Origin of the sequence: Pseudanabaena sp. lw0831 (assembly GCF_016584665.1) — a bacterium.
In the GTDB taxonomy this organism is placed as follows: domain Bacteria; phylum Cyanobacteriota; class Cyanobacteriia; order Pseudanabaenales; family Pseudanabaenaceae; genus Pseudanabaena.
Window position 1 is genome coordinate 121644 of the sequence record NZ_BBJB01000057.1, and the last position, 16403, is coordinate 138046.

Below are 16403 nucleotides of genomic sequence, written 5' to 3' on the forward strand. Positions count from 1 at the left end.
AAAATTCAAAATCTAAAAATCATCTCAACATGACTGCAACTTAGTTATGTTCAATGCGTTGAAATATTGGAGTTGGTGTTGATAGGGGCTGACCTGTTTTTAGTATTCCCCAATTTATATGACTCCAATCAGGAGGAGATGTTTCATCAAAAGGTAAGCCTAGCTGTTGATAGGCTGAAATGCTCATGTGTGGCGTGATTGGCGAGAGTAGATAAACAGCAATTCGTACTGATTCGAGCAGGGTATATAAAGTTTCGTTAACTTCTTTTTGTTTTCCTGCCTTAAACTGCTTCCAAGGCGTAGTTTCATCAATTAATTTGTTGCAATTCCAGATCAGTTCCAGAATTTTCTCGCAAGCCGCCCGAAAGTTGAGGTTTTGATAATCAATTGCTACGCGATCGCCTAAGGATGTAGCCTGTTCGATTACTGGGCGAATTAGGGCTGAGAATTCAGTGCGATCGCTGGGATCATGAGCAGGTATAGTTTGCTGACAATATTTACTTGCCATACCAAGACTGCGATTGAGTAAATTACCAAGACTATTGGCGAGATCGGCATTGACGATCGCCACAAATCTTTCTTCGTTAAAATCTCCATCCCGCCCAAATTCAATTTCCTTAAGAAAGTAGTAGCGAATTGGGTCTGCGCCATAGCGTTCAACTAGATCGTAAGGATCGATGGTATTACCGAGAGTTTTGCCCATTTTTAGACCATCTTTTGTCAGCAAACCATGACCAAATACTCGCTTTGGCAAGGCTAATCCCGCCGACATGAGCATGGCTGGCCAGTAAATTGCATGAAATCTAAGTATGTCCTTGCCAATAATATGTAGATTGAAGGGATACCACTTTTTGAGAGCATTTTCGAGGGTTGCCTCATCGTCAGGATCGAGTAGAGCTGTGACATAACCTAGCAGTGCATCGAACCAAACATAAATTGTATGGGTGGGATCGGTGGGAATCGGGAAGCCCCAATCGAGGTTGACACGGGATATCGAAAAATCTTGTAATCCTTGCTTCATAAAGCCAAGAACTTCATTGCGGCGACTTTCGGGTTGGATAAAGTTGGGGTTAGCTGCTTGAAATTGATCAAGCGCGTCTTGATATTTGGAGAGACGAAAGAAATAATTTGGTTCATCACGCCATTCGCAGACAACGTTAGTGTGGATCGGACAATGATGACTTTCGGGGAGTTCGCGCTCTTCTTTAAATTCTTCGCAAGCAACGCAATACCAGCCTTTTTGCTGATTTAAGTAAATATCACCTGCATCATAAACCCGTTGAAAAAATTCATTCACGATCTCTTGATGTTTTGGGGCGGTGGTGCGCGTAAAGCGATCAAAGCGAATATTAAACTTTTCCCAGAGTGAATAAAATTCGGCAACGGTGCGATCGCAATGTTCTTGAGGCGATAGATTGTTTTTTTCGGCAGTGCGCTGAATTTTTTGTCCGTGTTCGTCTGTGCCTGTCACAAACATAACAGGATGTCCTTTGAGTCGATAGAACCTCGCAAAGGCATCGGCAGCGATCGTGGGGTAAGCGCTACCAATATGGGGACGATCGTTGACGTAAAAAAGTGGTGTAGTTAATGAGATCGGTTCTAAAGCGTTTGGTTCGGGGGACATAGAAGACTCAATTCAGGACTAATACCATTTTGCAAAAAAATGGCGATAAATAACATTAAAACCAAAAATAATCAGAGGCGCTTCGCGCCATTGATTATTTTTGGGCTTTGAAATCGGCGGCGATTTGCGCCGCCGATTATTTTTGGTTTTTGATAAGAAAGAAAGTAAGGTGGGCATTGCCCACCCTGCGCTGTAAATAATGAAAAACTTAGCAATACATCAAGCTTGGATGGATCGGGCGATCGCACTCGCAAAAGAAGCAGGGGCGGCGGGGGAAATACCTGTGGGTGCGGTGATTGTTAATAGTGAGGGGGTGGCGATCGCAACAGGTGTAAATCGCAAAGAACGTGATCAAGACCCAACTGCCCATGCTGAAATTGTTGCCATCCGTGAGGCAGCGCGGGTATTGCATGATTGGCATCTGAACGGATGCACATTATATGTGACGTTAGAGCCTTGCCCGATGTGTGCAGGGGCAATCTTACAGGCGAGGGTTAGTACTTTAGTCTATGGTGCTGATGATCCGAAGGCGGGGGCGATCCGCACGGTGGCAAATTTGCCTGATAGTCCTGTGTCGTTTCATAAGCTGGAGGCGATCGCAGGAATCCGCGAACGAGAATGTCAGGAATTATTGCAAGCTTGGTTTAAAAATCTCAGAAATTAAAAGGGGTTAGACCTTGGCGATTTAATGAAAAACTAGTTTTTTTGTGGCGCAAATGATCAACCCCTATTTGCTACATAAAGCGTTAAGGCGATCGACGATATCGCTCTCTTTCCCAGCCGCAATTTCTAAATCTTGCTTGGCTTTATTCATGGCATTGGGATCTTTCGCCTCCGTTGCTTTGACTTGCCCCTTTAGAGCTTGAGAAGCATCACCATAAACGCCCAATAATTGTGTTTGCAAATCTTTAAGCTTTGAGTCTTGGACTGCGATCGCTTGTATTTCTGTGCGGATTTGATCAATATTTGTGGCTAATGGCACAAAGCCCGCAATATCCTTGGGAACCACCAAAGCTGTGGTTTTATTGGCAATAGTAACAACTTTGTTACATTGGGAAATTTTACTTTCTCCACAACCATAAAGAACTAGTCCGATGGTCAGAGCCGCAGCCCCAAGGGCGGCACGACGGTTGAGACGGGTTGGCAAACGATCAGACAAGTGCTTAGGAAATTGCTTTTGAAGTTGCATTTGGTAATTGCCGATAGTCCAAGATGATTATTCTAGTGTCTAAAAATTCTAAAATGTTTTAGTTGATTAAGCTAATAATAGAGATGTGAACTATGTCCGATAATCGCCGAAGTCGTGCAATTACCGAAGGCGTTCAGCGATCGCCTAACCGCGCAATGTTACGCGCTGTTGGTTTCCAAGACTCAGATTTTACTAAACCTATTGTCGGTGTGGCAAGCGCCCACAGCACAATTACCCCTTGCAATATGGGGATTGCACCTTTGGCGATCCGCGCTGAAGCAGGAATTCGTGCTGCGAATGGGATGCCACAAGTTTTCGGCACAATCACGATCAGCGATGGGATCTCTATGGGAACCGAGGGGATGAAATATTCTCTCGTGTCCCGTGATGTGATTGCTGACTCGATTGAAACCGCCTGTACTGGTCAGAGTATGGATGGCGTTTTGGCGATCGGGGGATGTGACAAGAATATGCCTGGGGCGATGATCGCAATGGCAAGAATGAACATTCCTGCTTTGTTTGTCTATGGTGGCACGATCGAACCTGGGCATCTCGATGGCGAAGATTTGACCGTAGTTAGTTCCTTTGAAGCCGTCGGTCAGTATAGCGCAGGCAGAATTGATGAAGTCAGACTCAACTCAGTTGAGCGCAATGCTTGTCCTGGGGCTGGCTCCTGTGGTGGGATGTATACGGCAAATACTATGTCTTCAGCATTTGAAGCAATGGGCATGAGCTTGATGTATTCCTCCACCATGTCAGCCGTCGCTCCCGAAAAAGCGACAAATACTGAACTAGCTGGCACTGTGTTAGTAAATGCGATTCGGAATAATTTGCTGCCTCGCAATATCATCACACGCAAATCGATTGAGAATGCGATTTCGGTGGTCATGGCAGTAGGCGGCTCGACCAATGCTGTCTTGCACTTTTTAGCGATCGCGTATTCCGCAGGTGTGGAATGGAATCTCGATGATTTCGAGCGTATCCGCGAGCGTGTTCCTGTTCTCTGTGACCTCAAGCCATCAGGAAAGTATGTAGCCACCAATCTCCATAAAGCAGGTGGTATTCCTCAAGTGATGAAGATGCTCTTAGTTCATGGCTTATTACATGGTGACTGCATCACGATTACTGGTCAAACCATTGAGGAACTTCTCAAAGATATTCCTGCCGAACCTCGTGCCGATCAAGATGTGATCCGTCCTTGGGAGCGTCCGATGTACAAGCAAGGACATCTCTCGATCCTTAGAGGCAACCTTGCAGAAGAAGGTGCAGTCGCCAAAATCTCTGGTGTCAAAAATCCAATCATCACTGGGCCAGCCCGTGTTTTTGAATCGGAAGAAGATTGTCTTGGGGCAATTCTCGCGAACAAGATTAATGCTGGTGATGTATTAGTAATCCGCTACGAGGGGCCAAAGGGTGGACCTGGTATGCGTGAAATGCTTGCGCCCACCAGTGCAATTATCGGTGCGGGTTTAGGGGACTCAGTGGCTCTGATTACTGATGGCCGTTTTTCTGGCGGTACTTATGGAATGGTGGTTGGTCACGTTGCGCCTGAAGCTTTTGTTGGTGGTGCGATCGCCTTAGTAAATGAAGGCGACTCAATCACGATTGATGCGCATCAGCGATTGATTCAACTCAATGTCAGTGAGGAGGAACTTGCTGCCCGTCGTGCAAATTGGAAGCCTCCAGCTCCTCGTTACACCAAAGGTGTTTTGGCAAAATATGCCAAGCTTGTTTCGACGAGTAGTAAAGGTGCTGTAACTGATTTAGACCTGTTCTAGTCTCGACACGGGGATTACAGCGCTTTGCGCTCAAACCCGAACCAAGAAATTTTTTAAAAGTGTTGCGAAGCAACACTTTTAAAAAATTTCTTATGGTTCATCTGATCTGAAATTGCTGTAACCCCAAAATAGTATGAGGTGGCACGAAGCGCCGCCTCATACTATTTGGAGTTCTATCGCTTTACCTATAGCTCTTCTCAGCCCAACAGAGTCTACCCAGCCAACAAATCCAGCATATTGACATTCCCCAGCAGCATTAGCAATGAATATATGATCAACACCGAAAATGTTTTTCCAAGTGTGGAGGCTAGTCCCATCGGCAAAAGAGAATACAGTCTTAGCATGGTGCAAATCTCGCGAATTTGCATCAGTGATACCTGACACGGCACGAAAATGTTCTATCAATTCTAAGGTTAGCGTGATTTTGGGCGCAGGTAGGGGTTCTCTCGGCTTTGCCCAAAATTCTTGAATCGCCTCAGCCACAGTAGGATCAAACCTCAGTGCGGGGTGACTTACACCGTTTAAGCAGACAAAATGAGCGTGGTTTAACTTTGTAGACTCAGTTGTGACCGTACCATCACTATCGATATTCCCCGCCACTACCAATGTCGGAACTATAGCCGTAATTTGCTCTGCTAGAGGTCGCCGATTTTTGCCAAGATGTTTAGCCATACCAATACCCCACCCAAAAGGATCGATAATTCGGGCAAGATCAGCACCGCCAATAGGCGAACCTAACAATACCAAAGACTCGATTTTTGACCACCATTCTCGATGGCGAGATAATACCTCAACCCAAATCACACCTCCCAGCGAAGTAGCCATGATCCGAACAGGTAGATCAGGGTACTGAGCAAAAGCTTGTGCAGCCGATCGCTCAACCTTTTGAATCAAAGGTTCAATCTCAAAATGAGTTTGGATAAACCCCAGATTTGGTGCAACGATATGAGAATATGGCGGCGCAACTTTATAAGCTAACGAGTTCATCGCATGGTTGGTATCGCTCATTCCATGCTGAGAAAATATTATGAGCTTCGGGTGATGAACGCTTGGCATACTTATATTTAGGCTACTTAAGATATTTCTCCCGCGCAGGGTGGGCATTGCCCACCTTACTCTCTAAGTTAATCCAGTACTGCCAAACCCGCCAATACCGCGATCGCTAGTTCCGAGTTCTCCTTCAAGATATTGAGCTTGAATCACTGATTTTAATACTAACTGAGCAATCTTTTGACCTTTTGCGAAAGTATAAGCTTCTGTTCCTAGATTAATCACAATCACTTGAATCTCGCCACGATAACCAGCATCGACTGTTCCAGGCGAATTGAGAACGGTAATACCATGTTTGAGCGCCAGCCCACTTTTGGGACGCACTTGAATTTCGTAGCCGATGGGAATATCGACTGCTAATCCTGTGGGAATGGCGACGCGATGCAGTGGCTGGAGCGTAACTTCGACAACCGAATAAACATCAGCACCAGCATCCCCAATATGGGCATAACTAGGAACTTGAGCATCTGGATGGAGTTTTTGGAACTTGATATCTATGGTTTGCATTAATTAGAAGGTAAGTGGTTTTGAAGGCTCTGGCACAGGCTCAGTAGGAGTAGGCACTGGCGAGGGCGATCGCGGTGGTTCGGTAGGAACAGCAGTAGGAGTAGGATCGGGAGATCGCGTAGGATCTGGCTGTCCAGAAGTAGGGGTGGGACTAGCAGTGGGCGTAGTTGTTGGCTTATCCGTAGGCGTAGCTGTTGGACTGGCCGTAGGTGTTCGAGTTGGTGTCGGTTGAGCTTTTACCGAGGCTTCTAACTGGACATCGAGCTTATAAGTAGTTTCATTTGTACTAGTGGTTTTGATTTTGATGTAGTACACACCATCTTTTTTGAGGCGACCTTGCCAATATCCTGTCGCATTATCAATTGCTTTACGATCAAGGCTAACTTGATCGTCACTTTGGATGGTCATTTGCAAATCAGCCCCATTTAGCGAAACGGTTAAAAGCTCATCTTTTTCGCCATTAAAACGTACATTAATGACTTGTCCCGCCGCAATTTTATCGCTACTAAATCCACGGTTTAAGCCTTCATTAACTGACTTGAGTTCAAGGCTAGTGTTGATATTCTTTACATTGGCTGCGCTTGGTGTTGCCGTGGGAGAAGCGATCGCTGTTTCAGTCGGACTGGTAGTAGCGCGATTACGACTAAAAAAGAAAGAGGTGATTGCCCATGAGCCAATACCAGCTACCAAAATGATTAAAATCCCTAAAAACCAGTTGACACCGCCACCACTAGTTGATCGATTAGGCGGATTTTGAGTGCCATAATTGGCTGGATTGCGATTGCTAGCACCAGCTACCACCGTTCTTTGGGGAATATTTGCCGCAACATTAGATGGCACTTGTCGTCCTACGGCATAGGTTTTTGCGCCCGAAAAAGAGGCTTGGGCAACTTGCAGCGCTTGAGTCACCTCATCGGCGGAACGATAGCGATTGGTGGGTTTATAGCTCAACATTTGGTTGATTACCCTTGCAAATGCAGGATTAACATTGGCAAACTGTTGCCAATTCCAAGCCAGATTAATGCTATCAAACAGTTCTGATGGCTCGCGACCAGTTAGCAAAACAATCGAAGTTACCGCAAGAGCATAGAGATCGCTATTGGCATAGGCATTGCCCGACTGTAATTGTTCGGGAGGCGCATAGCCTGCTTTGCCTGCAACGGTTGAGGCGGGAATGCCCATCTGTGAGTTGAGTTTGGCGGTGGTTTCCTGCACGACACCAAAATCGATCAGCACAGGTAAATTATCCTGCGATCGCAACATCAGGTTTTCGGGCGAGATATCGCGGTGAATAATATTGTGACCATGCAGATAGCTCAGCACTGGCAAAAGCTGCTGCATCAATGCAAAAATTTCATTCTCCGAAAATGTCTGCCCAACCTTGAGGCGATCAAGTAACAAGTTGCGATAATTTTTACCTTCCACATAGTCTTGAACCAAGAGCAATCGGCCCTCAGACTCAAAGGTCGCCCGAAACTCTGGCACTTGTGGATGACGGATTTGATAAAGTACCGATGCTTCTCGGCGAAATAACTCTTTCGCCTTTTCTGTCACCTCTTGAGAATCTTGAGGAGGGATAAATTCTTTCAATACACAGGTTTCATTAAAGCGCTCTAGGTCTTGCGCTAGATAAGTGCGCCCCATGCCACCCTGTCCAATTGTTGCTCGGACTGCATAGCGACCTTTAAGTACAAAGCCTTGAGGAAATGGGGATTGCATAATTAATACCTCACCGCCATTGCACTACCCCGAATAATGTATTTCGGTCCTTCAATGTCAATTGAAGTGCCGACTTTGACCTTTTCGTTAGCAAATACAGCTCCATCATTCGTGATTTGGGCAGTTGCTTCGAGGGTTATGGCAAGGTCAGATTGAGAGGTCGAGACAGCACGAGGGTCATCAAAATAAACCGCAGTGCCATCAGATTTTGCCGCAACAACTTTTGGAGTTGAGATTTCCACTTTTTTGATGGTGACTTCTCCTCGTGGTTGATTGCGAATAATAATCTTTACTTTGTCGCCGATTTTGAGAAGGTTTTGAGGATTGGTTGCACTTAGACCCCGCACATTCATATCGACTTGGACTGTTTTATTTTCAGCAGATAGCATTTGCGCGATCGAACTGCCGCCATTGCCAGGAACTATAAGTAAGCCAATCAGGACAATCAGGATCGTGGCGATCGCACCGATGTCGAGAATGCTAAATTTGCCAAATAAACGACCTTGTCGATCTAGAAGTGCCATGCGTCTCTTAAGAATGTGATTTAGGGTGTAACAGTTGAAATGTGTGAAAGTGAAATGTGTGAAAGGCTTGTTAATGCGACAAAGCACTTACAGCATTACAGTATAGCAATCGCTAAGGCGGTTACATTGCTTTGCACTGATTATTTCTATTTCCGTGGCAATGCATTTAATAGCTCTTCAGTAATGATTTCAGCCATAATGCTAGACATTTTAGGTAACAAAATTTCATTGGTACGCTTCATGGAGTCACCTATAACCTGAGGCAATACAGCGATCGCCTTTTTACCAGTTGCCGAATTATAAAAGCCAATGATGTCACGCAATTCAGAGGTCGTAAAATACTTGTCATAGATCGGATAAGACACCTCATCGATCAATTGGCCGACATCAATTTTTTTGATCACGCGATCGCGATATTTCCCAGCCATCCGTGACACGATGTCGCTCAACTTCTTTTGAACATCTGGGCTATCGCTGTCGAGCGCGGGAGCATTTTTGAGAATAGTCGATACTAGTTTGGGTAATTCAGCCCTTACCATCGCATCCATGATTTGTTGGGCATTTTTACTGGATTCGGTAATTTCTAATAGCTCTTTGATCAAAGCTCGTTTTTCTTGGGAAATTACTGGCGAACTCGTTTTTGTGGGCTGGGATGCATCACTGCTCTCTTGAGGAGTCTGCGCGATCGCTTGATTAAATGACGGTAAGACTAGAGCCGTAGTGAGCAATGAAGACAACGCAACTGTTGTAAAAATATGATTTCGCATGTGATTTCGCATGATTTTATGAGGATGTTTTTTCGAGATTATAGGTGAGTTTGTCAGCGATCGCCGCTACCCAATTTTCATCTTGTTTAGTATAGCTACGCGGGATATTTGCTCCTAAAACCATGACTCCTTTTTCGCCTAGAGGTTGCACAATTACGCCCTGAGTATTTTCGGGTAGATAGTCAAACTCCACCCGCCCAGGATAAAGCTCTAGTTTGACTAGATAAATTGGCTTTTGGGTTTTCATCACCCTTGCCGCGATCGTGCCGATATTTACCTGATTGCTCTTGCCTAAGATGCCCCGCCGTAAAATCGTCTTGCGATCGTAGTAAACCGCCGCCACCTTAGTCACAGTATTAGTTAGCAAAATATGCGAAGCCCAAGCCAGTTCAGTTTTGACCGCCTCTGACAAATTCTCATCAAGTTCAAAACCTTCTTCACCAATTAAATTCACTGCATCGGGAGGCTTAGGCTGAGCTTGTTGCCACAGTAGCCCCACCAAAATCAAAACCGCGCTCAACAAAACCCCCAAAGCATCAGCGCGAGACTGACTATTTGTAAGATTTGCAGTCACCATGCGATTAGCTAATAGCGCCACGCCGCCTAAGCCACCCACCACAAGCGGCAAATATCGAATCATCATATCTAAATCCATTTAAAACCAATAAAATCAGAGGCGATGCCTAGCATCACCTCTGATTTTATTGGTTTTAAAACATTTCTTGCCATGAAAAACTTTTGTCAGGAAAGACCATCATAAAAAATTTATCATCATGTTCATAATGCTGCATTGCGATCTCCTAACCCGTATCCAAAGGCTTTCGATTGAGAATTGGAGACTATCGTGTTTTGGGTGATATTGACGACAGCAGCCAAATCGTAAACCTGAGAGGCATAGGACATCGAAGCATAAAGTTTTTCTGGACTGGAAACTTCAGCACCTTGCATATACTCATCAAGGTTAAATGCATCAACCTGAATAGCCTCATTGCGAGCTAATTCAGCTTCTCGGAGAAGATTCGCTTCTGCTTCAGAAATAATATTTGCGCTCAAAGCCAATGCGATCGCTTGCTCCAAATTGCGATCAAGTTTAATATTCAGGATCTGTCCCGATCTCATTGCTGCCTTCAACTTCTGGAAGACTACTTCAGCGCGATCGCTTAGGCTAAGAGCATTTTCTAAACGACCGAGCGCCTCATTAGAGTCAGTGGGAATATATATGCCAGAGGTGAGCCGATCACGATCGCTACCAAAGGTTTGGATGCTTTTGGCAATCTGACCACCGAGAGCATCAGTTGGTAAACTTGCGATCGGATTGAGGCGACACCATCCGCGAAGAGGTACGCGAGCGAGCGCAGGTAAAGGTAAGTTATCGAGAATTCCTTCTAAAGCGATTTGGATTTGTGCCAAGCTGTATTGCATCGCCCAGTTCACAAAGGGAAGATCTGCTTCCTGCTGCCCCTCGGCAGTAAACCTTCGTAGAGTGGCGCTGCCCAAATATAGCCAAGAGAGCATATCCGCAAATCTTCCTGTGAGTTTCTCGTGACGTTTCAAACTACCGCCAAAGAGTAAAAAAGCAATATCAGTAAGGAATGCGAAGGTTGCTGAAGCCCAAGTTAGTTTCTGATAGTAGCGAGCGATCGCTCCAGAAGTTCCTAAATCTGACAGATTGGCAAGATGACCGCGAGATAGACTCAGCAAGGCACTACGAAATCCATTTTTGACTATGAAACCAAAATGATTCCATAGGAGCATATCTACGGCGATCGCATCTTGTTTTTGTAAGGCTTCGATTTCTTGATAGATATAGGGATGGCAACGAATTGCGCCTTGTCCGAAAATCATCATCGTGCGCGTGAGAATATTGGAACCCTCGACGGTAATCGGGATGGGCATAGCAGTATAGAGATTAGCCAGTAAATTGCGTGGCCCGCGACAAATACCTGCTCCACCGAGGGTATCCATCCCATCATTGACGATTTTGCGGGCAAGTTCTGTAAATTGATATTTAGCGATCGCGGCAGCAACCGCAGGCTTTTCGCCGCGATCAACGGCGGCACAGGTATAAACTCGCGCCGCTTCCATGAGATAGGTCAAGCCACCAATTCGTGCCAATGGTTCTTCCACACCTTCAAAGCGTCCGATGGGCAACCCAAATTGTTGGCGCACACCAGCATAGGCCCCTGTTACCCGCGTTACGAACTTTGCCACGCCTGTGCAGGTAGCAGGGAAGCTAATACCACGTCCTGCGGCAAGGGTTTGCACCAGCATTTGCCAGCCACGACCCGCTTGTTCCACACCACCAATAATTTGCGAGATGGGAACCACGACATCCACACCTGCGATCGGAGAGTTGTAGAAGGGGACGCCCATAGGGTCGTGACGCTGACCTAAGATTACGCCTGTGGTATTGCTAGGAATCAGAGCGCAGGTAATGCCGACATCTTCATCTTTACTTAAGAGATGATCGGGATCGTAGAGTTTGAATGCAAGTCCGATCAGAGTCGAGATCGCGCCTAAAGTAATGTAGCGTTTGCGGAAGTTCAAACGGATGTATAAATTGTCATCTTCTGCTTTAAAGACTACACCCTTCGAGATAATGCTGGCGGCATCGGAACCAGCACTAGGTTCCGTTAAGGCAAAACAGGGGATTTCTTCACCGCTTGCTAATCGCGGCAAATAGTGGTCTTTCTGGGTCTCTGTGCCATAGTTGAGCAGTAATTTGGCGGGTCCCAGAGAATTCGTCACGCCTACGGTGGCTGTGTGGATAAAAGAACGGGAAGCTAACTTCATTATCACTGCACTATAGGCAAGACTGGAGAAGCCCAAACCACCATAAGATTTGGGGATCGTCATCCCCAAGAAGCGTTCTTGTTTGAGATAGTCCCACAGAGCGGGAGGCAAATCTTTGCGACGATGAATTTCCCAATCCGTTGCCATTTCACAGGCTTTTTCGACTTGGATATCGAGAAAAGATTGAATCTCAGGATCGATGGTGGGATAGGGTTCGCTATTGATGCACTGAAAATCAGGATTTCCTGAAAAGAATTCACCTTCAATCCAGACGGTGCCTGACTCGATTGCTACCTGTTCGGTTGCCGAAATACTGGGCAAGAGTTTGAGCGATCGAATTAGTTTCATGATTGGAACTGTAGCAAGATTCCGTCGTAGCAATGTTAGATTGAAGACTAGCGCCAGCACACCGAAAATTCCCCAAATCTCAAGTGGTGCATTGAAAATTAAAAGGGCGATCGCGCCGTAAAGCGACCACTGCCATAGGGATACGCCCATATATCCCAGCAATACGAGTGTTGCTAACAAAACGGGAATGGTCATCGCGAAAGGTAAAGTAATCATGATCGATTGCCTCCCCCGAAGAGGATTAAGTCATTAAATTCTCAAATACGGCAGCAGCACCCATGCCACCACCAATACACATCGTCACCAGTCCGTAGCGAATGTGGCGGCGTTTCATTTCATGCAATAGCGTGGCAGTGAGTTTTGCACCCGTACAGCCTAAGGGGTGTCCCAAGGCGATCGCACCACCATTGACATTGACAATATCCTCATCCAATCCCAATTTGCGAATCACGGCTAAGGCTTGGACGGCAAAGGCTTCATTCAGTTCGATCAAGCCTATGTCTGCTAAAGTCAGACCAACCTGCGCAAGCACTTTCGGAACAGCGAGAATTGGACCAATACCCATGATTTCTGGCGGTACACCTGCGACAGCGAAACCGACCATGCGACCGAGGGGATGCAGTCCAAGCTCGATCATTTTGCGGTGGCTGACGAGAATCGAAACCGCTGCTCCATCGGACATTTGCGAAGTATTTCCTGCGGTGACAGTACCACCAATACGAAATGCGGGAGGCAAATGGGCTAAGGCTTCGAGGCTAGTATCAAAACGTGCGCCTTCATCCATCGATAGAACTGTTTCATGTACTTCAGGTTTGCCATCTACATACAGAGTTTCGCGAACGGTGACGGGAATCACTTCATCCAAGAGTTTATCCGATCGCATTGCCGCGATCGCGCGTTGGTGAGAACGCAGGGCAAATTCATCTTGCTCAGTACGAGAAATATGATACTGCTCCGCGATATTCTCAGCGGTATGTCCCATTGCGCTATAAATAGCAGGCATATTTTCCATCAAAACTGGGTTGGGTAGCATCACATGACCACCCATAGGAATCAGACTCATCGATTCCACGCCACCCGCGACCATTATTTCCGCTTGTCCCGTAGCAATCGCTTGTGATGCCGAAGTGATCGCTTGCAACCCTGAAGCACAGAAGCGATTGACCGTCGCACCTGCGACTGTATCGGGAAGCCCCGCGCGTCTGGCGATCACCCTCGCGATATTAAATCCTTGCTCTGCTTCAGGAAAAGCACAACCAAAGATGGCATCCTCAATGCTGTCAATGGGCAAATTGGGAAGTTTTTTCAGCGCACCTTGCAAGGCGATCTCGCCGAGATCGTCGGGGCGCATATTTCTCAGCGTGCCGCGATGGGCTTTGCCGACGGCGGTTCGCACGCTACTGACAATATATGTTTCATTCATGGCGTTCATTGTTTTAGTCTCCATAATCAAGATCGGATTGACCTAATCTGTCTGCGTTTCAACCTATCTAGCCCCCTAACCCCCCCAATTCTGGGGGGCTTTGAAAGTCTGTTATTTTCTTGTTCCCCAAGAATTGGGGGCTAGGGGGCGATTTAATTCCTCAACGGCTTTTTCGTTTTCAAAACATGAGCAATCCGTTCTTGCGTCTTTGGTTGCTCCAACAGTGGCAAGAAAGTTTCCCGTTCCAATTGCAGTAGATACTGTTCCGAAACCAAGGCAGGAGCCGAGAGTTCGCCGCCTGTCATCACATAAGCGAGGCGATTGGCAAGATAGCGATCGTATTCGCTGGCATAGCCGCCTTGTTGGAAGAGATATGCCTCATGTTCCAAGACGGCTCTACCAGAACGTCCTAGTACCATGATGCTATTGTTCTCGATTGGTGGCAGATAGCCAAGGCGATCGAGATGGAGGATTTCTGCTTTTGCTACCGCTAGACGGCGATCGCCATTGATCACAATCTTTGCACTGGCTGGTAAGTAACCCATTTCCTGAGCTTCATAGGCACTGGAAGAAACCTTTGCCATCGCGATCGTTTCAAAGACGCGCGTGATTAACGGTTGAATGTGGCTTGGTAATTCTGAGGCAGAACGTTCCACCGCACGCTTGACTGTACGCAGAATTCCCCCTGCTCCTGGAATCAGACCGACACTCACTTCCACTAGACCGATATAGGTTTCGGCGGCGGCGACTACGTGGGGACAAGCGAGGACGAGTTCGCAAGCACCACCGAGAACTCGCCCTTGGATGGCGGCAACGATTGGTTTGGGTGCGTAGTAAATGCGATGTAATAGATTTTGGAAGTCTACAATCAGTTTTTCCAATACGCCAAGGTTGCCAGATTGCGCGGCGATGACCATTTCTAGCAGATTCGCGCCACCAGAGAAATGATCGCTACCATTGCCGATGACCATGCCCTTGTAATGATCTGACATCAAGATATCTAGGGATGCTGATAGACCTTCAAGCACTTTGAAACTGAGCGTGTTACCCTTAGAGCGAAATTCGTACAGCAGCACCCCATCACCCAGATCGAGCAGTGCGGCTTCGGAATTTTGCCATACTGTGAGTTTAGGTTCCGATTTCAGCAGGTCGAGATCGATCGCATCCCGTAGCAATGGCACTGGGACATAGCCCTGTCCATGTCGATAGACTTCCAGATTTTGATGGATATCCTCTTGATAGAAGTGTTGACCTTCTTTAGAACTCAAGATGTTTACCCATTCAGGCAGAAGGATATTTGCCGATCTCATATCTGCCAAAACTGTTTCAAAGCCCAGTGCTTCCCAAATCTCAAAAGGCCCTAATTCCCAGCCAAAGCCCCAACACATGGCGCGATCGATATCGAGAGGGCTATCAGCAATTTCAGGAATCCGACGGGAGCTGTACGCCAAGATTTCCAGCATGGTTTGACGGAAGAATTCGCCAGCCCTGCCGCGATCTCGATACAGAGCAATCAGGCGATCGGTAAGTGGTAATTTGGCGATCGCGGTAACTTCTAAAGAATCAGTGTCATCAGTGGCTTCGTAGGTCAAGGTTTCAGGATTGATGGCAAGAATTGCTGACTTCTGTTTCTTGTAAAAGCCCTGTCCCGTTTTCGCGCCCAAAGTTCCTGTAGAGACCAGTTTTTGCATAATTTCGGGAACTTGAAAGATCTCGCGACTCTCATCGTCAGGAATCGCAGGATACAGATGATCGGTGACATAGGTCAGAGTGTCCAGCCCAATTAGATCAGCAGTGCGGAAGGTTGCGGATTTGGGTCTACCTACCAAGGTTCCCGTTAAGGTGTCAATTTCGGCGATCGTGTAACCTTTTTCAGTCCATGCTTTGATGGCTAGCAGCGTCGCATACATCCCAATGCGATTGGCGATGAAATTGGGCGTGTCTTTAGCAATCACGATGCCCTTGCCTAAATGCAATTCTCCAAACCATTGCATTCTCGCTAATACCTGCGGATCGGTGTCCTTAGTGGGAATCAGTTCCAGCAATTTCAGATAGCGCGGTGGATTGAAGAAATGCGTTCCCAAAAAGCGACTGCGAAAAGATTTTGTGCGTCCTTTAGCGATCGCCTGAATTGGTAAGCCGCTAGTATTCGTGGAAATAATTGCATCGGGATGGATCACCGCTTCCAATCGTTCCATCAGGGCTTGCTTTGTGGGCAAATCTTCCACAATTGCCTCAATCACCCAGTCAACTGTGGCTAAGCGATCGAAATGCTCATCAAAGTTGCCAAGAATGACGCGCCGAGAGGTTTTCTCGGTAAAGCAAATTGGTGGTGATAGTTTCAGCGCTTTCTTATAAGCCGCCTCCACATGGTCATTCTTGCAACCAGTGCTTGAAGCTAGATTGAGCAGATGTACGGTCAGACCAGCATTAGCCAGATGGGCGGCGATCTGGCTACCCATCACGCCTGCACCGAGAACAGCAACGGTTCGGAATGGCGTAAACATAATCTTAATCCTCCTGTGGATTTGGAAAGCGGGGATTTTAGATCCCCCCCAGCCCCCCTTATAAAGGGGGGGAATTAATTCCTTCCCCTTTATAAGGGGGATTGAGGGGGATCTCTTTGAGGTTTTGACCTCGGAAAGTAATTCTTAAAGTGAATATCTAATTGGTAAAGCGGG

General features: G+C 46.7%; 13 protein-coding genes. 2 read left to right on the top strand and 11 right to left on the bottom strand.

Going from position 1 to position 16403, the window contains the following annotated elements:
• Positions 1 to 40: 40 nt before the first annotated feature.
• Positions 41 to 1624 (bottom strand): methionine--tRNA ligase, encoded by a 1584-nt coding sequence (metG, locus tag APA_RS11465; protein WP_201322404.1) that lies wholly within the window; start codon positions 1622 to 1624, stop codon positions 41 to 43.
• 199 nt (positions 1625 to 1823) lie between these two features.
• Between metG and APA_RS11470 the strand changes: the two genes are divergently transcribed.
• On the top strand, positions 1824 to 2288 hold the full coding sequence (locus tag APA_RS11470) for a nucleoside deaminase (protein ID WP_201322405.1): 465 nt from the start codon (positions 1824 to 1826) through the stop codon (positions 2286 to 2288).
• A gap of 63 nt (positions 2289 to 2351) precedes the next feature.
• Here APA_RS11470 and APA_RS11475 read toward each other — a convergent pair whose 3' ends face one another.
• On the bottom strand, positions 2352 to 2813 hold the full coding sequence (locus APA_RS11475; protein WP_201322406.1) for a hypothetical protein: 462 nt from the start codon (positions 2811 to 2813) through the stop codon (positions 2352 to 2354).
• A 92-nt stretch (positions 2814 to 2905) separates the two neighbouring features.
• Here APA_RS11475 and ilvD point away from each other — a divergent pair, with 92 nt between their 5' ends.
• Positions 2906 to 4591 carry a dihydroxy-acid dehydratase gene (gene ilvD / locus APA_RS11480; protein WP_201322407.1) on the top strand — a complete coding sequence of 562 codons (1686 nt, stop codon included), beginning with the start codon at positions 2906 to 2908 and terminating at the stop codon, positions 4589 to 4591.
• A gap of 156 nt (positions 4592 to 4747) precedes the next feature.
• On the opposite strand, the gene APA_RS11485 is transcribed toward ilvD, so the two are convergent.
• The 9 genes from APA_RS11485 to APA_RS11525 all read right to left on the bottom strand — a co-directional run bounded on the left by APA_RS11485 (position 4748) and on the right by APA_RS11525 (position 16229).
• On the bottom strand, positions 4748 to 5599 hold the full coding sequence (locus APA_RS11485) for an alpha/beta fold hydrolase (RefSeq protein ID WP_236579513.1): 852 nt from the start codon (positions 5597 to 5599) through the stop codon (positions 4748 to 4750).
• A 111-nt stretch (positions 5600 to 5710) separates the two neighbouring features.
• Complete coding sequence (gene dut / locus APA_RS11490) at positions 5711 to 6148, bottom strand: dUTP diphosphatase (RefSeq protein WP_201322408.1); 438 nt, start codon at positions 6146 to 6148, stop codon at positions 5711 to 5713.
• A gap of 3 nt (positions 6149 to 6151) precedes the next feature.
• Entirely contained in the window at positions 6152 to 7867 is a 1716-nt protein-coding gene (locus APA_RS11495) for a serine/threonine-protein kinase (RefSeq protein WP_201322409.1), read from the bottom strand.
• A gap of 2 nt (positions 7868 to 7869) precedes the next feature.
• Positions 7870 to 8391 carry a DUF4330 domain-containing protein gene (locus APA_RS11500; RefSeq protein WP_201322410.1) on the bottom strand — a complete coding sequence of 174 codons (522 nt, stop codon included), beginning with the start codon at positions 8389 to 8391 and terminating at the stop codon, positions 7870 to 7872.
• A 146-nt stretch (positions 8392 to 8537) separates the two neighbouring features.
• Complete coding sequence (locus tag APA_RS11505) at positions 8538 to 9158, bottom strand: DUF2059 domain-containing protein (protein WP_201322411.1); 621 nt, start codon at positions 9156 to 9158, stop codon at positions 8538 to 8540.
• 16 nt (positions 9159 to 9174) lie between these two features.
• Positions 9175 to 9798 carry a cofactor assembly of complex C subunit B gene (locus APA_RS11510; protein ID WP_201322461.1) on the bottom strand — a complete coding sequence of 208 codons (624 nt, stop codon included), beginning with the start codon at positions 9796 to 9798 and terminating at the stop codon, positions 9175 to 9177.
• 137 nt (positions 9799 to 9935) lie between these two features.
• Entirely contained in the window at positions 9936 to 12515 is a 2580-nt protein-coding gene (locus APA_RS11515; protein ID WP_236579514.1) for an acyl-CoA dehydrogenase, read from the bottom strand.
• 25 nt (positions 12516 to 12540) lie between these two features.
• The gene (locus APA_RS11520) at positions 12541 to 13722 is read right to left on the bottom strand and encodes an acetyl-CoA C-acyltransferase (protein ID WP_201322463.1); all 1182 of its coding nucleotides are present in this window, start codon (positions 13720 to 13722) and stop codon (positions 12541 to 12543) included.
• Between the two features lie 152 nt (positions 13723 to 13874).
• The gene (locus APA_RS11525) at positions 13875 to 16229 is read right to left on the bottom strand and encodes a 3-hydroxyacyl-CoA dehydrogenase/enoyl-CoA hydratase family protein (RefSeq protein ID WP_201322412.1); all 2355 of its coding nucleotides are present in this window, start codon (positions 16227 to 16229) and stop codon (positions 13875 to 13877) included.
• Positions 16230 to 16403 lie beyond the last annotated feature (174 nt).